Genomic DNA, 20,026 nt, shown 5'->3' on the forward strand with positions numbered 1-20,026 from the left:
CTTGCTTTTTTGAAGAGATGTGCTGTTAGTACATCTATATTGACTAACTGCCACATTATGAATATAGCAAGCCCCGTCTTTTTTCAATTTATTAAATAAGTGGTCAATTAATTATTCCAAGTCAATGTTTCTGTAACAATACGCTCTTGATCTTTTTTATGAATGTTAGGATCTCCTTCGGCCGGGCTTTGTCTTCTTCTTCTCCCAATATACTTTACTGGTATTCCATTTGGAGCAACTTCTCGTAATTTTGCATCATAGAATGTCCATGCACCCATATTTTGAGGCTCTTCTTGTACCCACACTATTTCCTCAAGTGACGTTAAACGTTCCATAATAGAAGTAATTATCTCTTTAGGGAATGGATACAATTCTTCAACTCTTAACATATGGACCCAATCAAGATTCTCATCCATTGAGTTAAGCTTATCAGTAAGATCAATTGCTATTTTTCCACTACATAATACAAGTCTTTTTACTTTTTCAGGAGAAGTGCCTAGTCCTGGTTGTTCAATAATCGGCTTAAATTCACCTTCGCATAGTTCATTAATATCAGATACTGTTAATGGATTTCTTAACAAACTTTTAGGTGTCATTATAACTAGCGGTCTAACTTCTTCACGCTTTAATAAGTCTGCTTGTCGACGTAAAATATGGAAATATTGAGAAGCACTAGTTAAGTTTGCAACTTGCCAACTATCCTCAGCTGCAAGTTGTAAGAAACGCTCTAACCTTCCACTTGAATGTTCTGGACCTTGCCCTTCAAATCCATGAGGCAACAGCATAACTAGTCCAGATTTTTGTCCCCACTTCGCACGTCCAGCTGCAATAAACTGATCAAAAAACACTTGCGCAGCATTTGCAAAATCTCCATATTGAGCTTCCCATAATACTAGGGTTTCAGGTGCAAAAACATTGTAACCATATTCGAAACCTATAACAGATCCTTCTGATAATGGACTGTTGTGTACAGCAAAAGATGCATTTGCATTTGATAATTGATGTAATGGTGAATAAAACTCTCCATTATCCACATCATGTAGAACAATATGTCTTTGCGCAAATGTACCACGCTGTGAATCCTGTCCAGATAGTCTTATAGGTGTGCCGTCTTTTAGTATAGAAGCAAATGCTAATGCTTCTCCTAAAGCCCATTCCACCTTACCTTCTTCGGAAAATGATTTAGCTCTCTTTTCAAGAATTCTCTTTAATTTAGAAAACACATTGAAATTTTCTGGCCATGTTACTAACTCTTGGTTTAATTTTAATAAATCATCTTTACTTACAGCAGTCTTTAATTCAGGAAGACCACTATTGATAAATTCTGGTAACTTGATTTCACGTGATATTTCAACACTTTTTTTATCAGGTACTTTCTTATATGCCTCGGTTAGTGCTGTTTGTACTTCATTGTTTATTTTTTCGATATCTTCAGTCTTAAGAACGCCTTCATTTTCGAGAGCTTTACCATATATCTCACGAACTGTTGGATGCTTACGAACCTTTTCATATAGTTTTGGCTGAGTCATTGATGGCTCATCCATTTCATTATGACCAAAACGTCTATACCCAATTAAGTCAATGAGAAAATCGCTTTTGAATTTCTCGCGATACTCCATTGCGATATACACTGCAGCTATGCAAGCTTCAGGATCATCAGCATTTACGTGAATAATTGGAATCTCATATCCTTTTGCTAAGTCACTAGCATATTTTGTTGAACGTGAGTCTCTGCTCTCAGTTGTAAAGCCAATCATGTTGTTAGCAATGATATGTATTGTACCACCTGTCTGATAGCCTGTTAATTTGTTTAGGTTTAACGTCTCAGCAACAATACCTTCACCTGGAAATGCAGCGTCACCATGGATTAAAATTGCCATTGCTTCATTAACATTTTGCTTTGGATAACCCTTCTCAGTGCGGTTTTCTTGAGCCGCGCGAGTATAACCTTCAACAATTGGATCAATAAACTCAAGATGACTTGGGTTATTGGCCAATGTAACCTTCGCACGAACTTCACTTTGTTCTTTGATTTGCTTATTAGCACCTAAATGATATTTTACATCTCCACTCCAACCATAATTAATGCCAATAGAACCTTCTGAAGGAACTAATTCCTTATTTGGCGCATGCTGAAATTCGGAAAAGATGATTTCATATGGTTTTCCAAGTACGTGTGCTAATACATTTAAACGGCCACGATGAGCCATCCCAATATTGATCGTTTCTGATCCTGCTTTTACTGAACGTGAGATTAATTCGTCTAGAATTGGTACAAGCATATCCAAGCCTTCGATTGAGAAACGCTTTTGACCAACAAATGTTCTGTGAAGAAATTGTTCGAACCCTTCAACTTCTGTTAATCTTTTTAAAATGCTTCTTCGTTTTTCAGTTGATAAACGTTTGAATATATTACCTGATTCTACCATCTTAACTAACCATGTTTTTTCTTCGTAATTATGTACATGGCTAAATTCAAAAGCAATAGAACTTTTATATACTTCTTTTAAATATTGATATGCTTCAAGTCCATTTGTTACATGTGCTGGTGCATCTTCACACAAAAGATGGACAGGAATATCTTTTAAATCTTCTTCTGTTAAATCATATTCTTCTAAACGAAGAAACTCATTTTTCTCTGTTGTGTCCTCAAAAGGATAAATCGATGCATTTAAGTGCCCATATCTACGGATATTTGTTACTAGCTTAACTGCTTCTGCGATCTGTTTCATTTTATCAGCACTAATTGAGTCATTGCCTGCTGAACTGGATTGTTTAGTTTGTATAGATGGAGAACCCCAATTATCAAAAATCTCTTTCAATTCTATGTCAACAGAATCTGGATCAGATTTATATAAATCATATTGTTCCATGACATAGCCGAGGTTAGGGCCGTGAAAATTTTCCCAAGGATAATTTCGTATATTTGAACCATCTGACATGTAACATTACCCCCAACTATTCTTAAATGATCAGAATTTACATTCTGATACGTTCGTAGAATTCAAGTTATTATCCTACAATATTAAATTACAGTAAAAATATAGTAATATGATTTTAAAACGCTTCCAATGCTATTTTAACATTGCTAACTTCACATTCCAATACAGTTAATTGAAAAATTCAAAAAAAATTTTAATTTCTTAAAATCTTCCTGTAAGTTATTAAGTATTCTTCAATTTAGAGAATTATCATACAATTAACTTATTTACTTAATTCTTATTTTACAACAAAGTATCCTAAAAAAAGTACAATATTTATTATTTTAAACTAAATTTTTATTAAAATTTTTTAGTGTATGTAAAAAAAGCTCTAAATCTAACTACATCCCTTCATAATATATACTTTGCAATTAGTTCAAGGCGATTAATTAAGTAGGATAAAGTTTGCTTCAATAGTATTCTTACATACAAGAAAAGACTAACTTAAAATCAAGCCAGCCTTTTCCCGTTAAATTGTGTTTAGAAGTAATCTCTTTAACAGTGGGAAAAGCTGTTCTGGTAATTCTTCAATTTTTTCCACAAAAATACTATATCTTCCATATATATTCTGGATGGTACTTTTAGTAGCCTCATCAATTTCCCTTGTAGATAGAAACACGTTCAGTACTTCTATTCCCATTTTTCTTGCTTCTAAAACCGATTCATGTGTATCAATTATTCCATTTCTTTCATATCCCATGGCAGCAGGTTCACCATCTGAAAAGACTAAAAGGAATTTTTGTTTTTCTTGACGTCTTGATAATTGCTTTGTCATATGCCTAATTGCATAACCATCTCGATTATCTTCTTCTGGTTTCAGTTGCATAATCTCTGGTCCTGATTGTTGATTTAATGATTTCTCGAATGTTATAACCTTATGAAAATGGTTAGGTTGATATGTTTTTGTCGCTTCATTAGTATCTTCCCAGAAACCTACAATTTGATGTGGTACACGTACTGATTTTAATGTTTCATGAAATAAAGTTATACCTAACTTTGTCTGATCCATCTTATCGTACATTGATGCTGAACAATCGACTAATAACGTAAAAGCTGCATCAATTTCTGGTGATTTTTCTTGCTTCTTGTAAAATAGCTTTGGGTTATCATCTGTTAGTAAACGTAAAAATTTTTTGTTTAATCTACCGATGTGAAGATCTGTTCTAGGCATTGTCCTTTTATGCTCTAATGTCTTAAGAATCATTAATTTAAGCTTGTTTTGATATAACATTATGTTAGACCGATTTTCTGTGTATTCATCTATTTCATTAGCTTTAGGAGAAATTGCATCGATGAAAATAGGGATAGCATATTTATTTTCTTTTCCATATGCTAAATCCCCTCCAGCTGATCGTTCTTCACTTGTATTTTCAAGTGCTTCTAACTTTGAATAATCATTCTTTTTCGCTTTTTTCGATGTTCCTTGTACCATTGCAAGTGCCTGGTCTGTGTCCTCACCTTCACGGACAGTTCCATCACCATTTATAGTCGTATTCGTCCCTTGTTCCAACTCAAATTGAAGAAAACTTTTCGTTGGTTTACTAGTCTCGCTATGCCAAGTTGGTAGTTTGTCTTCATGAACATCCTCATCACCTGATTTTGCATCTTTTAAAGAGTCTTTGTTTTTTAACTTTGATTTTCTCTTAAGCTCTTCAAATAGAGTATTTGCCTGAAATGTATCGTAAGCTAATTCTGCTAAATAGAAATATGTATTTAACATATCTTTATCCAGAATCTCTTCTAATACATCCATTATATCTAGAACAATTTTAATACTCTCTGTTGTTGTTTTTGCTTCATATATTGAAAATATCTTTGTTTCTATATATGGAATTGTTCGATCTAAACTTTCAGATAATAACGGAATTTCTTCTAATGACTCTGATGTAAGCTTTAAATAGATATAGTTAAAAAGTGCATCTGTCATAATATTTCGTTCTTGGTGTATCGTTAATTGACCTTGAAAGTGTTTTCTATATAACTTCTTTCTAATATTAAAGGCTTTTTTTGTTCCAGGGCGATCTTTTATACAAATTTCTTCAAGGCGAATATCTTCTAATAGCATGCAAAGTTGTTTTGCAAAACTTTTCAATTTATAAGCTTCTATTTTTTGTATAAACAGTCCAATTTCTTTAAAGTTTGTATAATAGAAGTTGCCTATACTTCTTAAAAAGATATCACTTTTAAAACCTTCAACTGTTTCATTTTTTTCCCTATGATCCCAAAAATGACTAATAAATATTTTTCTATCAACTGGATCTAAATATGATTGAACACTAAAATCAACTTCGATATCAGCTTGTTTCGTTAAAGCTTTAGCAAGATCTGATAGCTCCATAAATAAAAAAGAATCTACTTGTTGATCGTTAAATTTAATAAATCTCAATTTAAGAACCTCACTCAAAAAGAGTATCTGCTAGATTTCGAATTGCAGCTTTCTCTCTTTCATCTTCTAGCTTATCAACAATTGCTCTCTCTATGGATCTTTTAGGAGGCATATAGCTCGCTAAGTCACATGTGTCAATAAGTGCCCTTATAGAAGCCGCCTCTTCTGAAACTTGACCATTTTGGACAAGTGTTAACAGATCAGCTGATAATCTTGTAAATGTCTCTAGTAATTTTTCATCCTTAAGAGATGATTGATTTTCTAATACCTTTTTTAACTCTTTTCCTTGGATATAAGGAACTTCAATAACTACGAAACGATTTTTTAGTGCTTCATTTAAAGGAACGGTTCCTACATACCCTTCGTTTATAGCAGCTATAACCGTAAAATCATGATCAGATTTAATAACTTCACCAGTAAAAGGATTTGTGATCATCCTTCTATAATCTAAAACCCCATTTAATATAGGAAGTGTTTCTGGCTTTGCCATGTTAATTTCATCTATATAAAGCAGATGACCATTTTTCATAGCTTTTACAACAGGACCAGAAACAAAATCAATTGATGTCTTTCCGTTATCATTAGTAATTGTCTTAAAACCTAATAGTGCTTCTGCATCTAAGTCAACAGAGCAGTTGATGCTATGCATAGGTTGACCGAATAAATGAGATAATGTTTCAGCGAGCTTTGTTTTACCAGAACCTGTCGGCCCCTTCAAAAGAACATTTTTACCCAGTGCAAGTACAATCATTGCATCTTCTAAGATGGCTTCATCTGAAGGAGTAAAACCACTTTCACCAATTATTCCTTGGGCATTTTCAAACCTTTTTACTTTCCCTTCGATTATTTCTTTTATTTTATCTGGTAATGCACTTAATTGTTTTGAGTTCATAATAGTCCTTCTTTCATTTTTCATCTAACACTTACACATGATTGTAAGGCTTATTTTGTATTGTTTTTGTAACATCACTAATATTTAGGCTCTTTAAACTTTGCTGTTGATGTCGATTACAGGCATTCTCTTCCCGGGAAAAAATAAAACCTTTTTGAAACGCTTCTAACACAGAAGTCTTATACTTGCATTACAATTACCAATGTTGTACTAAAATCAACATAAATCTTTAACAAAACCTATATTTAAATAAATTTTATAATCCACACTCGAGTATACTAGAAAAACATCTAGTATTCAAAAATCTCAATTATAATGAAGAAAGTTAAAGTTCTTCAAAAAAAAAAGACCTAAAAGGTCTTTTTAAAAAACTAATTAATTTAAATTAAGAAAAACGTTTTGCTCCTAAATAACGCTTTTGCCAATATGTATTAGTTAATGATGAAATTGTTACACCAGAGCTACTAGAATGGATAAATTCATTATTTCCTAAATAAATCCCCATATGTGAAGGACCTTCCTTATATGTTGTAAAGAACACAAAATCGCCTATTGATGGTGCAGCCACTGGTTTCATTATACCCCAATAACCAGCTGTACTTAAGCGAGAAACAGATGTTACTTTATTTAGCACATAATAAATGTATCCACTACAATCAAACCCAAGTGGTGTGTTACCTGCCCACACATAGGGTGTACCAATAAGTGCTTTCGCTTCATTAATCATTGTATCGACTTTACTTGTTGGTTTAGTTTCAACAGTATTTTTTGGCGCTTCTGGGATAGAAGTCTCACCTGAAATCTTTAAAACTTGTCCAACTCTTATCACGTCTGATGTAAGTTTGTTCGATACCTTGAGTTCAGCAACTGTAATGTTAAATTGGTTAGCAATCTTCCATAATGAATCACCAGCTTTTACCGAATAAGATGATTCTGCTTGTGATGGTTTTGAACTAACTGGTGTAGTTACAGGAATGGTTTCAGTTTCTTTTGTTGTAGTCGTAGTTGCTTGTTTCACTATTAATTTTTGACCAACTCTAATGAGGTCATTTTTTAGTCCATTTAGTTTTTTCAACTCACTGACTGTTGTGTTGGTAGCTCTTGCAATTACCCATAATGAGTCACCTGATTTCACTACATACGTAACAGCTTTTGTTGTTGTAGTTGAAACTTTAGGAGTTACAGTCGATGCTGTTTGCTGATTAGATTTTGGTATTTGACTATTTGTATTAGGTAGTTCTAATACTTGTCCAATTTTCAAAAAATCGTTAGATAAACCATTTGCATTCTTAATTAATCCAACACTTGTGTCATATTGTCGAGATAAGCTCCATAGAGTATCCCCACTTTTAACCACTACACTTTCGGCAGCTGCCGCTGAGGCAAACAGGGACGATCCGACTACAGCTGTAGCTGTAAGTCCTAAAATTTTCTGCTTCATCTAAATATGTACCTCCTAGGTTTTTCTAAAACTCTTTGTGGAAAAGATTTAATTTTACCTTAGTTGGGTAATACAATCTCTTTTCACAAGAGTTCAAATTTACTATTGTGAGAGAGTTCACTCTTTCTTTAAAAGCAACAAAATTCACGAAAACACCTTTATTAAAGAAAAACACTCATTTCAGCAAGTTAATACTCGCAGAATGAACTGTAATAAAAATTAGTACTATATCCCCACTCTTCTCCTTAAAACCTTGTTGCATTCCATTTACCTGGATAAAAATAGTTTAATTGATTCGTGTACATAAAACTACATAATTCTCTAAAAAAAAGTATAATAAGCCAAAAATAGGTAAAAAGATACATGTTCATCTATAATCATACAAAGAAAATAATCTAGTTGTTAAATATAGAGTCCGTTTAAAATATAAAAAAACAGAAGGTGAATTCTGTCTTTAATTTGTATTATATATTTAGACAACGTTTTTTCCCTTTATGAGTTGAGGTTCATTAATTTTTTTCCGACTATTAAATAAAGCAAAATAAATGACTGCGGATAGAGACAAAACACCAAAAATCAAGACCATATATTGAAGCCCAATTGTATCAAGCAGTAAACCAGTACTCAATAAGACTACTTGAAACATAATACGATCTAACATATTACGGAAGGAGAAAAACCTGCCGTGATATTCTTTAGCAATTTTCGTCTGAAATATTGTCGCAGCGATAGGAAAAAAGCACCCAACCCCTAACCCAAAGAGACCGAAAGAAATAAGTGACATAAATTTAATATCACTAAAGAATAATGAAAGATGGGCTATCGATATTAAAAAGGCAAAAATGAACATTAGCTTAATAGGGGGTAATAAATGTGTTATTTTCTTTACAAAGAAAGCACCAATCATAAATGATAATCCTTCTACTGTATATAAAAGACCTTTTATTGATATATCGTTTTGTAACTCACTAATATTAATAACCATTAAATTAAACCCACCAATAAACAGCATTGGAATAACGGTAAGAACAAGTGCTGATATCACAATAGGAACTTCCTTTAAAACTGGCAATACATCTTTGAAACTACTAGTCTTATTACTTCTTACCTTATCAAAATCAGCCTCTTCAAAATCCAAAGCAAATGTCGTGATCAAGATAAATAAATAGGCAACCATAGATCCAATATACAAAGATTCAATTTCCAACACAACAAGCATCATCCCTGCTAAAGCAGTACCTGCGACACGTGCTAATGTAGAAACATTCATATGAACACCATTCATTTGAATTAAGTCTTTTTCTTTAACAATTAAAGGAATGACTGCTTGAATAGCCGGAAAATAAAAAGCAGCACTAATTTGAATGCTAACCATGAAAAATACCATAAAAATGATTGCTTCAAAATGGATTGCCATGAACATGAATACAACGCTTAGCATTCGTCCAATTCCTGCATAAATCATCACTTTTTTCTTTGAATAAGTATCTATCACTTTACCTGCCAATGGACCAAAAAACACTCCAGCTAACAATCCAAGAAACAAGACAACTGATTTCATAAAATCTGAGGGGATGTATTTTTGCATAAACTCTAAATTACCGATTATCCCCATCCACAATCCCAAACCAGCTATTAGCTCACCTATTAATAAAATCCAAACATTTTTATTTCTCCACATAGTTTCAGCTTCTTCCAATAATTTGTATGTAAACCTACTATAACACCCTATAAATTATTTCGCTACTCGAAATAGAGCAATGTAATATTAGTGTAAATTAGTATCTGAGGAACTAATTGGATAAAGTGAACCTTCTAATGCAAAAGACATCTTTCCTGTTTCTTCTGACACAACTAAAATTAATGCATCTGTTTGTTCCGAAAGTCCAATTGCTGCCCGATGTCTTGTACCAACCTTTTCAGCACCAAAATTTTGTGTTGTTAACGGAAGTACATTTGCTGCTGAATAAATTAAATCTCCTTTTATAAGAAGTGCTCCATCATGTAAAGGATTGCCAGGATAGAAGATACTTTCAATTAGTCTATTTGATAAATCCGCATTAATTTGAATACCACCTTGAATGTGGGGATCTGTTGTTTCAGTCCGTTCTACAATGATGAGTGCACCATGTCTTTTCTTTGATAAATTTTGTAAAGATTTTGCAATTTCAATATAATTCTTTGTGAATTCTCCAATATATGCCTTTAAGTAAAAAAATGAGGCCGAGGACTGAATTTCATCAAATCGTTCTCTTATATGTGAAAGTTCACATAATAAGCAATAATCCTTCTCTCCTATAGAGTTCTTCATCGAAAGAGCTTCTTCTATAATTTGATCAAGGTGATAAGAGATATGATTTTTTATATGAACAAATGTTGAAGGGTTTTCCAAATGATAAATCTCCTTTCAGCTATAAATCTTTATAAATTATTACGAGTATTATCTCCTAAAATACACCATACTATAAAGGGAGGTTTTTACAATGATTACTCAAAAGATTTTTCAATATATCTTTAGCATTTTAGGTGTGATTTCATTAGGCTTTTTTTATTTTCAAATGTTTAAAGGAGAATCACGCAAATCAAACAATGAACAAAAATAACATCTCATTGATATCATTCATGTTATAATTCTCTAGTCAACAACTAGAAAAGAGGATGTTAATATGAAAGAAGCAGTTTCAAAGCGGGATAAGTTGTTCCAATTTTCAAGTATACTTTTTCCGATATTAGTGACCCAGCTGGGCTTATTCTCGATGAGCTTTTTCGATACTACCATGTCCGGAAAAGTCCATCGAGACGATTTAGCCGGAGTAGCAATTGGTTCAAGCCTATGGATACCAGTTTATACTGGATTAAGTGGCATTTTATTATCCGTTACACCAATCGTAGCTCATCTAATTGGAGCAAAGAAGAAGAAAGAAGTTCCTTTTATGGTTGTGCAGGGGTTATATGTTAGCTTGTTCATTTCAATACTTATTTTTCTTCTAGGTTTTTTTACATTAGATCTCATATTAAATAATATGGGCTTAGAGGAAGATGTAATACATATAGCAAAAGGTTATCTTGTAGCTTTATCATTTGGGATTTTCCCACTATTTCTTTATGCGGTACTTCGTTGTTTTATTGACGCGTTAGGACTTACTAGAGTAACCATGTTTATCACTCTTACATCTCTTCCTATTAACTTTATCTTAAATTATATGTTTATCTTTGGTAAATTCGGAGCTCCAAAGCTTGGTGGTATTGGAGCTGGAATCGCATCTTCCATTACCTATTGGTGTATTGCAGGAATAACGATCTTTATTATTTTTAAGCAAGCACCTTTTAAGGAATTTGGAATCTTTAAAACATTTTATAAGATATCATTTAAAGCATGGGCTGAAATATTACTCATTGGAGTTCCAATTGGGCTTTCTATATTTTTTGAAACAAGTATTTTTGCTGCTGTCACCTTATTGATGGGGCAATATAATACCGTTACAATTGCATCACACCAGGCAGCTATCAACTTTGCCTCATTCCTTTATATGCTTCCACTAAGTATTTCAATGGCATTAACGATTGTTGTCGGTCATGAAATAGGGGCAAAAAGAATGAAGGATGCAAAGCAATATAGTTATTTAGGAATTGGCTTTGCCCTGTTTTTATCTATTTTATCGGCGGCACTCATTTATTTCTTCCGTCCAGAAGTAGCTTCCATCTATACTTCGGATCCTGATGTACTAAAACTTACTCAAGACTTTTTGATTTACGCTATATTCTTCCAATTATCAGACGCCATAGCTGCTCCTATACAAGGTGCTTTAAGAGGATATAAAGATGTTAATGTAACTTTTATTATGGCTCTTGTATCGTATTGGGTAATTGGACTTCCAGTAGGCTTTTTGTTAGCCACATACACACCACTAGATGCTTTTGGGTATTGGATTGGTTTAATATCTGGCCTTGCAGCAGGAGCAATTGGTCTTTCTGCTAGACTTGCTTTTATCCAAAAAAGAAAACAACAAGAATTATCAACAAACTAAAACAAACAAGGCTGACTCAATGAACTGAGTCAGCCTTGTTTGTCATAATAAACACCTAATTAACAAGAACTAAAAAGAACTGTTCCACTTATATGTCCAAAATACTTCACTTTCAAACCAATGCATAAATTCCGGATCTTTATTTAGAAGCTTTTCTTCAATTTGTTTTAACATACCTTCAGTTTGTGATCGATGTGCTTTTAATGCATTTAATTTAATATCTGCTACATCAGTAATATTAATATGAATATCTGGCTCTCCAATCACTTCAAAACGGTTTTTAGTAATTGCCATACAATAAGTTATAGGTCTTTCTTCAATCGGTTTACGTTCTAAAGCACGTATAACTGCAGCACCACATGCATCATGATCAGGGTGAACACCATGTCCAGGATAGAAAGTCACGATTAAAGAAGGTTTTACATCATCGATGATGCCTTCCATAATAGTAGCTAGGTGCTCATCATCTTCGAACTCGAGTGTTTTATCTCTAAGACCAAGCATCCTTAAATCTTGAATATCCATCGCTTTACAGGCGTCACTTAATTCCTTTTTGCGAATTTGGGGTAAAATTTCACGATTAGCAAATAAAGGATTACCCATATTTCTGCCCATTTCTCCTAATGTACCACATGCATATGTAACAGGAATTCCTGCTTTTCTATTTTTAGCAATTAAACCTGCAACACCAAATGCTTCATCATCCGGGTGTGGTAAAATGACTAGTACATGTTCTCTCATTTTTCAGTCTCCTCTACTCCCTTAATTTCACCAAAAGGAATTTCACTTATTTGAAGCGCAATTGCTAGCTGTCCTTCTCCATTATGACCAGCAAGTAATAATTGTTGATCAGCTGCTTGTGTCCAATCAGTTAGTCCTTCAGCATATATCCAGCCATCCTCAAGCTTTAAACCTACACGGTATGGACCATTTCCAGTGATTTTTGCTTGATGATACGTAACTTTCGCATTGCGGATAAAAGCTACTACGGTCATATTTTTTTCGTCTTTATGTGCTGAATACGATCCTGTTGTTGTTTCTAAATGTATATAAACAGATTTATTTAAGAACTTATCAAGATAAGCTTGTACAGCAACTTTTGAAATTTCCTTCATTTCTACTTGTCTCCTTAATGTTTATTATTTTCGATATTCTTCATAGCAAGGATATGTAAGTCAATCAATTGTGTCTTTTGCTCGTTGTTTAAAGAAGAAGATATAATTCTACTCACTGAGTAATAGAATTTCTCCATATGACTTTTTCTAATTCTCGGATGTGTCATTTCATCTTTTAGTTCTTTTATGATTGAGTCTATTAAAGTTTGATAATCATCTTTTTCAACTGGTAATGAACGATTTGTCCAAAGATCACGATAAGCACTAAGTAAATCACTATAATTCATTGTCCTGAAGCCTCACAATTTCCATAAATAATAATTTCCGATACAAGCGTTCACTATCAAAGAAAGTAGGTTAACTTTGTCCTTTTTGTCAAGGAGCTTCCTCAACCTCAAGCTAAGAGCTTGTTTAAGCATTAACAACAATTCAAGACTTATACCTCTAGTGAATTTTTTCTTCTGATTTTCACTTCTATTTTTTTGACATATTTCGAATGTGATAATGTAAAAATCAATAAAGCAGTCCATATACATGTGAAAGTTACAACCTCAATATAAGTGAAATTTTCATTATAAATAACAATACCAATTATTAATGTGATTGTTGGTGCAATATACTGTAGAATGCCCACCATAAACAATGGAATCCGCTTTGCTCCTGTTGCAAATAAAAGTAAAGGTACAGCTGTTGCTGCACCAGCACCAATCAACAGTAATTTTGTTGATAATCCTACATCAAAAAATAACAGATCACCTTTTTGTGCTAAAAAGGTTAAGTAGAAAAAGGCAATTGGTGTAACAACCATTGTTTCAAATGTTAAGCCAATTGCAGAGCTTAACTTCGTCATTTTTTTGGTTAAGCCATATAGTCCAAAGCTTAAAGCTAGTGTTAAAGCAACAAATGGCACTTTTCCGTAATTTAATGTCATGTAGAGCACACCAATGGCCGCAACAACAAAAGAAATTCTTTGCAGAAGATTTAACTTCTCCTTAAAAAAGATCATTCCTAATAAAACACTAATTAAAGGATTTATGTAGTAACCTAAACTTGCTTCAATCATCTGATTATTATTTACTGACCAAATATAAACAAACCAATTAATACTAATTAATATTGATGAAATGATCAATGTTACTAGTATAACAGGCTTTTGGATAATTTTCTTTGAGGTACTAATCAACTGCTTCCATTCACTATTAATACCTAGTACCACTAACATAAACAAAAATGACCAAAAAATCCGGTGTGCTAAAATCTCTTCAGAAGCTACATTCCCCACCAATTTCCAATACAAAGGCAAAATCCCCCAAAGAAGATAGGACCCTGCTGTGTATAGTAACCCCTGTTTATACGAATTAGCTTCAGTTGAATTCATAATCTTTTTCCTCACTTCTTCAATAACCTAAGGCAGTTATAAATAGCTTCTATATACATTATCCTTAATTCCAAGTAATAAAGAGCCTTTCATAAAAACCATTATAAACTTAAGGGAAGTTGTACCACAACATATATGCATTGCTAACCGTTTACCCATCTACTGCATATCATAGTTATAAATCTTACATTTAAGGATGTGAAAAGATGTTTCCGTGGAATAAACAATTTCCATTTGATCAAAGTAGTTTCACTAAAAATTTGAATAAAATGAACCCCAAAGAAGTTGAAAACTATATCCAAAACGTAATGAAAAATGTATTCGGTGGCGATTTATCACAAAGCTTCCCATTCCAAGGAGATTTAACACAAAATGAAAGGGTTGAAAAGGTTGAAAAACCCACTCCCGAAATTTTCGAAACAAATGAATTTGTATATGTTAAGCTAAATATCCCCAAAAATCATGATAAAGATATTAAGCTACAGCATACAAATCATCAACTTTTAGTTAAAAACTACCCAAAACAGGGTGATGTCTCAAAATACATGCTTCCAGCACCCGTAAAACGCAAGGGTACAAAAGCTAGATATATTGATCATTATCTTGAGATACAATTAGTAAAGTTAGATGAAAATTCAATTTCGGAAGTAGATATTACCTAATAGTACAAAAATGGGGGCTGACTCTAATTGAGTCAGCCCCTTGTTTTTCATTTGTTTCTATCAATCATTTAATAATTTAACAATCAACCTCTGATTAATAACGGAACGGTCCATGAGGATATCCATATCCATATCCGTATCCGTAACCATAAGGAGCACCATATCCACCATACGGCGGGAATCCTCCATATGGAATTGGACGTGGTCTAAACACAGCACTACCAACTAAACCACCAAGAAGTCCTCCAACAAAAGGTCCACCAAAAAAGAATCTTTCTTGATGTGGATTACCATAACCACTTCTTACAAAATGTGACATATTTCTTTACCTCCTCGAATAATTACCTACACTAATAAGTATTCATGTAAATAACAATTGGATTGGGTAAACACCTATAATTTAGGTAATTCGTTTGAATTTCTAGTCTATTGGAAGATCTTTAATGTTCATAAATCATTTTCTTCGTCATTCCACCATCAATAGTGAGATTTATTCCTGTAACAAAATCATTATCCGAAGAGGTTAAATAATAACACGCTTTAGCTATATCTTCTGGTTTCCCAACTCTATTCGATAAATGCTGTGAATGATCAATCCCTCTTAATTTGCTGTAATCTCCTGTTTCAATCCAACCAGGTGATATTGAATTTACTTGAATACCATCATCGCTTAATGATGTTGCAAGAGCATGGGTGAGTGAAATGATTCCTCCTTTAGTTGCTGCATATGCTTCAGAGTTTGGTTCTGACATGAATGCTCTTGTTGAAGCTAAATTAACAATTTTGCCTCCAGTAGCATTTCCCTTCATGACCTTTGCAGCTTCCCTTGAGGTAAACATCACACTTCTTAAATTTGTGTTAATCATTGTATCCCATTCTTCGACCGTAATTTCGTAAGGAGATTTCCATTTCGACAGCCCAGCATTGTTAACCAAAATGTCTAATGAACCATAGTGATCAAGCGTTTTCTGGATTAAAATTTTTATGTCTTCAATTTTTGAGACATCTGTCTTAATAAAATAAACAGTTAAATCATTCACTTTACATTGATTTACTATTTCTTCCCCACTTTTTTCATCTATATCTGCAATTACAACTTTATAACCCTTATTAGCATAATGATATACGAGCTCTTTACCAATGCCATTCGAGCCCCCAGTAATAATAACCGTTCTACTCATGTCACTTCTCTCCTTCTGTTTCACAAAAGGTATCAGCCCATTTCCCTACCTCACACATAACACCTTCTAAGTGTTTCCCTTTGTCTGTTAACTGATATATAACTTTCACTGGTGTATCATCTATGACAATCCGTTCTAAAAGCCCTTCATTTTCCAGTTCCTTTAGCCGCTCAGATAACATCTTTTGACTAATACTAGGGATAATCTCAGTTAGATCTTTAAATCTTTTTGGTCCGTCCAATAAAACATGAATAATAATACCAATCCAACGTTTACCTAAAAGTCTAAAAGCAGACTCCATTTTTGGACAAAGATTTAGTTTCATTTTATCTCCCCTTGCTTCGTTTCTCTTGACTCAATTTATTATATCAATTATGATGTTCCTTATGTGAAGGAACTTACTAAAAGTAAGTCTATTACTTTTAGTATATAGTATCAACCATTACATTTCAAATATTAGGAGGATGTATTAATGAGTTCAACATACACAGAGGATTTAATGACCGTTATAAAGTCTCGTACTTCAGTACGTAACTATGATTCAAATAAAAAAATTACTAAAGAAGAATTAGAGGATATTCTGACATTTACAACACTTGCACCATCTGCTTGGAATTTACAACATTGGCACTTTACCGTTTTTCATAGTGATCAATCAAAACAACAGCTTCTCCCTATAGCTTATAATCAAAATCAAATTGTTGAATCATCAGCAGTTATTGCTATACTTGGTGATTTAGAAGCTAATAAAAACACTGAAACAGTATATGAGCCATTAGTTCATGCTGGTTACATGAGCGCAGAAATCAAAGAAACACTAGCCAAGCAAATAAATGGTGCGTATACAAATGAGACTTTTGCTAGAGATGCTGCTTTTTCAAATGCTTCTTTGGCTGCAATGCAGCTTATGTTGACTGCAAAAGCAAAAGGCTTCGATACTTGTGCGATTGGCGGTTTCAATAAAGAGGGTTTTGTCAAAGAGTTCAATGTCTCTGATAGATATGTACCAGTGATGTTAATTACAATTGGTAAAGCTGTCAAACCCGCTCACAAAAGCAACCGTTTAGATGTTAAACAAGTCTCTACATGGCTTTAATTGTATATCTAGATTTTCATCTGCTTAAAATTTACAAGGTGACGGTATTTGTGTGAAGTTTGAATTAAACTAAAAAAAGCTCTTCGTTGTCACATTTTGTGACAAACGAAGAGCTTTTTTTATAAGTCTTTCTTTAATGTTTCTATTGCTTTATCAAGTTGTGTATCATTTTCTTTTATTTTACTTTGTAACAACTCAATTAACTTAATTGTTGTTCCTTCAGAAATTTTCCCATCAACTTCAAGAGCTTGATCTTGCTGGAATTGTTTAACAATCTTCGTTGTATTTTCATCAAAATATCCATTTAAGCTTACCCCATCATAACCTAATGCTTTTAACATTTGCTGTGCAGCATTCACTTCAGGAGTTGAATCACCTTGTTTAAGTACATTATCAGGATTAATATAAGGTAAATTCGCATAATCTGGTAATGCGGCTTTTACTGTTGGTTCAATTCCTTTATCATGAATCCATGTCCCATCAGGTGTTAACCATTTAGCTGTTGTATACTTAACTGAAGAATTATCCTCAAACCCTTTAGCAGATTGCACAGTTCCTTTGCCAAAGGTTTTTTCACCCACAAGTGGTATTCCCGCTGATTGATTTAAAGCAGCAGCCATTATCTCTCCGGCACTAGCTGTTCCACCATCTATTAACACTGTTGTAGGTAGATCAATCATTGCATCATTCTCAGCTTTATAAACATCTTTGGTCTTATTATTATATTCTACCTGAAGAATATTCTCACCTTTTGGAACAAAGATGTCAGACATAGCAATTGCTTTATCCATTAAACCACCAGGATTTTGTCTAAGATCAATAATTAGACCTTTTACATTTTGCTCCTGTAGGTCACTTAAAGCTTTAGCAAATTCTTCACTTGTACTTTCAGAAAACTTGGTAATTTGAATTTTACCAATTTGATCTTCAATCACTTCAGAATAAACTGTTTCAATAGGAATTGTATCTCGTGTAATTGTAAAGTTTAAATTCCCAACACCTGGTCTTTCAACAACAAGGTTAACTGTTGATCCTTTTTCTCCTCTAATTAACATGACTGCCTCTGTAACAGAAAATCCTTCAACTGACTTATCATCAACTTTTTGAATAACATCCTTTGGTTTAAGGCCAGCTTCTTCTGCAGGTGAACCCTTTATAGGAGATACAATGATTATACTTCCATCATTCTCTTGTATTTCTGCTCCAATTCCTTCGAAAGAAGAAGATATGTTTTCACTAAAACTTTTTGCTTCTTCAATATCCATGTAGACAGAATATGGGTCTTCTAAAGACTCTACCATTCCTTTAATTGCACCTTCAACTAACTTTTCTGTCTCAACATCCTGATAATAATTTTTCTGTAATAAATTATATGTTGATTTTAATTTAGAGAAAGGATCTTCTTCATTCAACAGGGTAACTTCTTTAGGTGAAACAAGATTGTATGTAATACCTGCTGTGATAATTGCTGTGACTAAAATTGAAATAAGTAATTTACTATTCTTCATTCTCGATTACTGCACCACCTTTATGTATGTATTTATTATGTCTAACCACATTTAAAACGTCAATGAATATGTATAGATATTATGATATCAATTAGCCAGATTATGGAGGGTCACATAAATAATGTAACCAAAATCCTTAAAACAATGAATGGTAAAAAGCATGATCCTACACAATGAAATAAATAGTCTTTTACAATCGACAAAAAGTACGATACTTCTCTGTTGATTTAATGTAAAGTTTATTACACGAATGTAAATATGGGAGGTTTTGATATGCAACTAATCGATTACATCGGTAAAAATGACTTTAATATGATTTATTTTTCTATGTCATTACTTAAAGACATAGATTACAAAATAAATAGCAATATTCTTTATTATAAAAATCAAGTGATTCATTATATTGATAGTTGTATTGAAAGTTTTGTTGAAACTTTACACGTAAAATGTTCATTACAAACAATATACAAAGCTGAAATTTATCAACTACTCACTCCAAAATTAAATAAATTATATGAAAAGCATCGTTTATTCAGTTGCTTATAAGCACCTTTTTGGTTATTCCTCCATATAAATACTCTTAGATTATAAATGGGGGAATACTGATGAATTATTTACAAATGTTATCTTTCTTAGGAATAGGTGGTGCACATCCAGGTGGTCTTCCACTTACTAAAACCATTTTTGAACTTGAACAAATCCCTCTTGATGCAACGATACTTGATGCTGGGTGTGGCACTGGTCAAACTACTAACTATCTTCATCAACTAGGCTATAAGGTTACTGGTTTAGATCATAATTTTAGAATGATCTCTATCGCAAGAAGTAAAAATACAGATCCAAAAAATCAAATACTGTATTTACATGAAAGCCTTGTGAAAACTTCTATTGCTGATCATTCTTATGATTTAATACTATGTGAATCAGTATTATCTTTTACCCAACTGAAAAATTCCCTCCCTGAAATGAAGAGAATTATGACTAAAAATGGTAAAATGATTGCAATTGAAATAATAAAAGCTGCACATTTAACTAAAGATGAAGAAACAGAATTGCTTGATTTTTATGGTTTTTCTTCTATTCTTTCTAAAGAAGAATGGGAAAATCAGTTTAAAGAATATAATTTGGATGTTTATAAGACCTTAGGTCCCACTGATATTGTCGTAAACGATGATGACGAGCCTAGTACCGAGTTCGACCTTAGCGATGACCTTCCCGACACAACCTTTACTCTTCTTGATAAACATGAGCAATTAACAAATAAATATCAAACTAAACTCTCCTACTGTGTTTTCTTCCTTAAATAGTAAAGGCTCTTTTCTGAAAGATTGTTGCTTTTAGACTTTATTATCTGTTGC

The 20,026-nt window shown here is 33.0% G+C and carries 19 protein-coding genes; 5 read left to right on the forward strand and 14 right to left on the reverse strand.

Going from position 1 to position 20,026, the window contains the following annotated elements:
* Positions 1-107: 107 nt before the first annotated feature.
* The 6 genes from sucA to cdaS form a co-directional block, all read right to left on the reverse strand.
* Entirely contained in the window at positions 108-2,942 is a 2,835-nt protein-coding gene (gene sucA, locus FS935_RS02845) for a 2-oxoglutarate dehydrogenase E1 component (protein ID WP_146946002.1), read from the reverse strand.
* A gap of 508 nt (positions 2,943-3,450) precedes the next feature.
* On the reverse strand, positions 3,451-5,367 hold the full coding sequence (locus FS935_RS02850) for a vWA domain-containing protein (RefSeq protein ID WP_146946003.1): 1,917 nt from the start codon (positions 5,365-5,367) through the stop codon (positions 3,451-3,453).
* Between the two features lie 10 nt (positions 5,368-5,377).
* Positions 5,378-6,283 (reverse strand): AAA family ATPase, encoded by a 906-nt coding sequence (locus FS935_RS02855; RefSeq protein ID WP_146946004.1) that lies wholly within the window; start codon positions 6,281-6,283, stop codon positions 5,378-5,380.
* A 361-nt stretch (positions 6,284-6,644) separates the two neighbouring features.
* Positions 6,645-7,700 (reverse strand): C40 family peptidase, encoded by a 1,056-nt coding sequence (locus FS935_RS02860; protein ID WP_146946005.1) that lies wholly within the window; start codon positions 7,698-7,700, stop codon positions 6,645-6,647.
* A 472-nt stretch (positions 7,701-8,172) separates the two neighbouring features.
* Positions 8,173-9,381, reverse strand: a complete 1,209-nt coding sequence (locus tag FS935_RS02865) for an MFS transporter (protein ID WP_146946006.1) — start codon at positions 9,379-9,381, stop codon at positions 8,173-8,175.
* Positions 9,382-9,468: 87 nt separating this feature from the next.
* A complete protein-coding gene (gene cdaS / locus FS935_RS02870) occupies positions 9,469-10,092 on the reverse strand; it encodes a sporulation-specific diadenylate cyclase CdaS (protein ID WP_240050799.1) in 624 nt (207 codons plus the stop codon).
* Positions 10,093-10,366: 274 nt separating this feature from the next.
* Here cdaS and FS935_RS02875 point away from each other — a divergent pair, with 274 nt between their 5' ends.
* Positions 10,367-11,728 (forward strand): MATE family efflux transporter, encoded by a 1,362-nt coding sequence (locus FS935_RS02875; protein ID WP_146946007.1) that lies wholly within the window; start codon positions 10,367-10,369, stop codon positions 11,726-11,728.
* A 69-nt stretch (positions 11,729-11,797) separates the two neighbouring features.
* On the opposite strand, the gene bshB2 is transcribed toward FS935_RS02875, so the two are convergent.
* The 4 genes from bshB2 to rarD form a co-directional block, all read right to left on the reverse strand.
* On the reverse strand, positions 11,798-12,469 hold the full coding sequence (gene bshB2, locus FS935_RS02880) for a bacillithiol biosynthesis deacetylase BshB2 (protein WP_146946008.1): 672 nt from the start codon (positions 12,467-12,469) through the stop codon (positions 11,798-11,800).
* Positions 12,466-12,843: a YojF family protein gene (locus FS935_RS02885; RefSeq protein WP_146946009.1), complete on the reverse strand. Its 378-nt coding sequence runs from the start codon at positions 12,841-12,843 to the stop codon at positions 12,466-12,468. Before FS935_RS02885 ends, bshB2 begins: the two co-directional genes overlap by 4 nt.
* A 14-nt stretch (positions 12,844-12,857) precedes the next feature.
* The gene (yoyC, locus tag FS935_RS02890) at positions 12,858-13,130 is read right to left on the reverse strand and encodes a protein YoyC (protein WP_146946010.1); all 273 of its coding nucleotides are present in this window, start codon (positions 13,128-13,130) and stop codon (positions 12,858-12,860) included.
* Between the two features lie 149 nt (positions 13,131-13,279).
* On the reverse strand, positions 13,280-14,221 hold the full coding sequence (gene rarD, locus FS935_RS02895) for an EamA family transporter RarD (protein WP_146946011.1): 942 nt from the start codon (positions 14,219-14,221) through the stop codon (positions 13,280-13,282).
* 206 nt (positions 14,222-14,427) lie between these two features.
* Between rarD and FS935_RS02900 the strand changes: the two genes are divergently transcribed.
* Complete coding sequence (locus FS935_RS02900; RefSeq protein WP_146946012.1) at positions 14,428-14,883, forward strand: Hsp20/alpha crystallin family protein; 456 nt, start codon at positions 14,428-14,430, stop codon at positions 14,881-14,883.
* 94 nt (positions 14,884-14,977) lie between these two features.
* On the opposite strand, the gene FS935_RS02905 is transcribed toward FS935_RS02900, so the two are convergent.
* From FS935_RS02905 to FS935_RS02915, 3 genes are all read right to left on the reverse strand, one after another.
* Positions 14,978-15,202, reverse strand: coding sequence for a hypothetical protein (locus FS935_RS02905; protein WP_146946013.1), 225 nt, complete (start codon positions 15,200-15,202; stop codon positions 14,978-14,980).
* A gap of 121 nt (positions 15,203-15,323) precedes the next feature.
* Positions 15,324-16,064: an SDR family oxidoreductase gene (locus FS935_RS02910; protein WP_146946014.1), complete on the reverse strand. Its 741-nt coding sequence runs from the start codon at positions 16,062-16,064 to the stop codon at positions 15,324-15,326.
* A 1-nt stretch (position 16,065) separates the two neighbouring features.
* Positions 16,066-16,389, reverse strand: coding sequence for a winged helix-turn-helix transcriptional regulator (locus FS935_RS02915; RefSeq protein WP_146946015.1), 324 nt, complete (start codon positions 16,387-16,389; stop codon positions 16,066-16,068).
* A 147-nt stretch (positions 16,390-16,536) separates the two neighbouring features.
* Here FS935_RS02915 and FS935_RS02920 point away from each other — a divergent pair, with 147 nt between their 5' ends.
* Positions 16,537-17,160, forward strand: coding sequence for a nitroreductase family protein (locus FS935_RS02920; protein WP_146946016.1), 624 nt, complete (start codon positions 16,537-16,539; stop codon positions 17,158-17,160).
* 119 nt (positions 17,161-17,279) lie between these two features.
* Here FS935_RS02920 and FS935_RS02925 read toward each other — a convergent pair whose 3' ends face one another.
* Positions 17,280-18,668 carry a S41 family peptidase gene (locus tag FS935_RS02925; protein ID WP_146946017.1) on the reverse strand — a complete coding sequence of 463 codons (1,389 nt, stop codon included), beginning with the start codon at positions 18,666-18,668 and terminating at the stop codon, positions 17,280-17,282.
* Between the two features lie 273 nt (positions 18,669-18,941).
* Here FS935_RS02925 and FS935_RS02930 point away from each other — a divergent pair, with 273 nt between their 5' ends.
* Together FS935_RS02930 and FS935_RS02935 are read left to right on the forward strand one after the other, a co-directional pair.
* Positions 18,942-19,214 (forward strand): hypothetical protein, encoded by a 273-nt coding sequence (locus FS935_RS02930; protein WP_146946018.1) that lies wholly within the window; start codon positions 18,942-18,944, stop codon positions 19,212-19,214.
* 59 nt (positions 19,215-19,273) lie between these two features.
* Entirely contained in the window at positions 19,274-19,975 is a 702-nt protein-coding gene (locus FS935_RS02935) for a class I SAM-dependent methyltransferase (RefSeq protein WP_146946019.1), read from the forward strand.
* The last annotated feature ends 51 nt before the right edge of the window (positions 19,976-20,026 follow it).

Origin of the sequence: Metabacillus litoralis, assembly GCF_007994985.1 — a bacterium.
In the GTDB taxonomy this organism is placed as follows: Bacteria; Bacillota; Bacilli; order Bacillales; family Bacillaceae; genus Metabacillus; species Metabacillus litoralis.

What these genes read in the sequence shown, in the direction of transcription:
- FS935_RS02855 (WP_146946004.1), bottom strand. Translation starts at nt 6,283, where the DNA reads ATGAAAAATGAAAGAAGGACTATTATGAACTCAAAACAATTAAGTGCA.
- bshB2 (WP_146946008.1), bottom strand. Translation starts at nt 12,469, where the DNA reads ATGAGAGAACATGTACTAGTCATTTTACCACACCCGGATGATGAAGCA.
- FS935_RS02920 (WP_146946016.1), top strand. Translation starts at nt 16,537, where the DNA reads ATGAGTTCAACATACACAGAGGATTTAATGACCGTTATAAAGTCTCGT.
- FS935_RS02860 (WP_146946005.1), bottom strand. Translation starts at nt 7,700, where the DNA reads ATGAAGCAGAAAATTTTAGGACTTACAGCTACAGCTGTAGTCGGATCG.
- FS935_RS02935 (WP_146946019.1), top strand. Translation starts at nt 19,274, where the DNA reads ATGAATTATTTACAAATGTTATCTTTCTTAGGAATAGGTGGTGCACAT.
- FS935_RS02905 (WP_146946013.1), bottom strand. Translation starts at nt 15,202, where the DNA reads ATGTCACATTTTGTAAGAAGTGGTTATGGTAATCCACATCAAGAAAGA.
- FS935_RS02900 (WP_146946012.1), top strand. Translation starts at nt 14,428, where the DNA reads ATGTTTCCGTGGAATAAACAATTTCCATTTGATCAAAGTAGTTTCACT.
- FS935_RS02885 (WP_146946009.1), bottom strand. Translation starts at nt 12,843, where the DNA reads ATGAAGGAAATTTCAAAAGTTGCTGTACAAGCTTATCTTGATAAGTTC.
- rarD (WP_146946011.1), bottom strand. Translation starts at nt 14,221, where the DNA reads ATGAATTCAACTGAAGCTAATTCGTATAAACAGGGGTTACTATACACA.
- FS935_RS02915 (WP_146946015.1), bottom strand. Translation starts at nt 16,389, where the DNA reads ATGAAACTAAATCTTTGTCCAAAAATGGAGTCTGCTTTTAGACTTTTA.
- FS935_RS02930 (WP_146946018.1), top strand. Translation starts at nt 18,942, where the DNA reads ATGCAACTAATCGATTACATCGGTAAAAATGACTTTAATATGATTTAT.
- FS935_RS02925 (WP_146946017.1), bottom strand. Translation starts at nt 18,668, where the DNA reads ATGAAGAATAGTAAATTACTTATTTCAATTTTAGTCACAGCAATTATC.
- sucA (WP_146946002.1), bottom strand. Translation starts at nt 2,942, where the DNA reads ATGTCAGATGGTTCAAATATACGAAATTATCCTTGGGAAAATTTTCAC.
- yoyC (WP_146946010.1), bottom strand. Translation starts at nt 13,130, where the DNA reads ATGAATTATAGTGATTTACTTAGTGCTTATCGTGATCTTTGGACAAAT.
- FS935_RS02865 (WP_146946006.1), bottom strand. Translation starts at nt 9,381, where the DNA reads ATGTGGAGAAATAAAAATGTTTGGATTTTATTAATAGGTGAGCTAATA.
- FS935_RS02875 (WP_146946007.1), top strand. Translation starts at nt 10,367, where the DNA reads ATGAAAGAAGCAGTTTCAAAGCGGGATAAGTTGTTCCAATTTTCAAGT.
- FS935_RS02910 (WP_146946014.1), bottom strand. Translation starts at nt 16,064, where the DNA reads ATGAGTAGAACGGTTATTATTACTGGGGGCTCGAATGGCATTGGTAAA.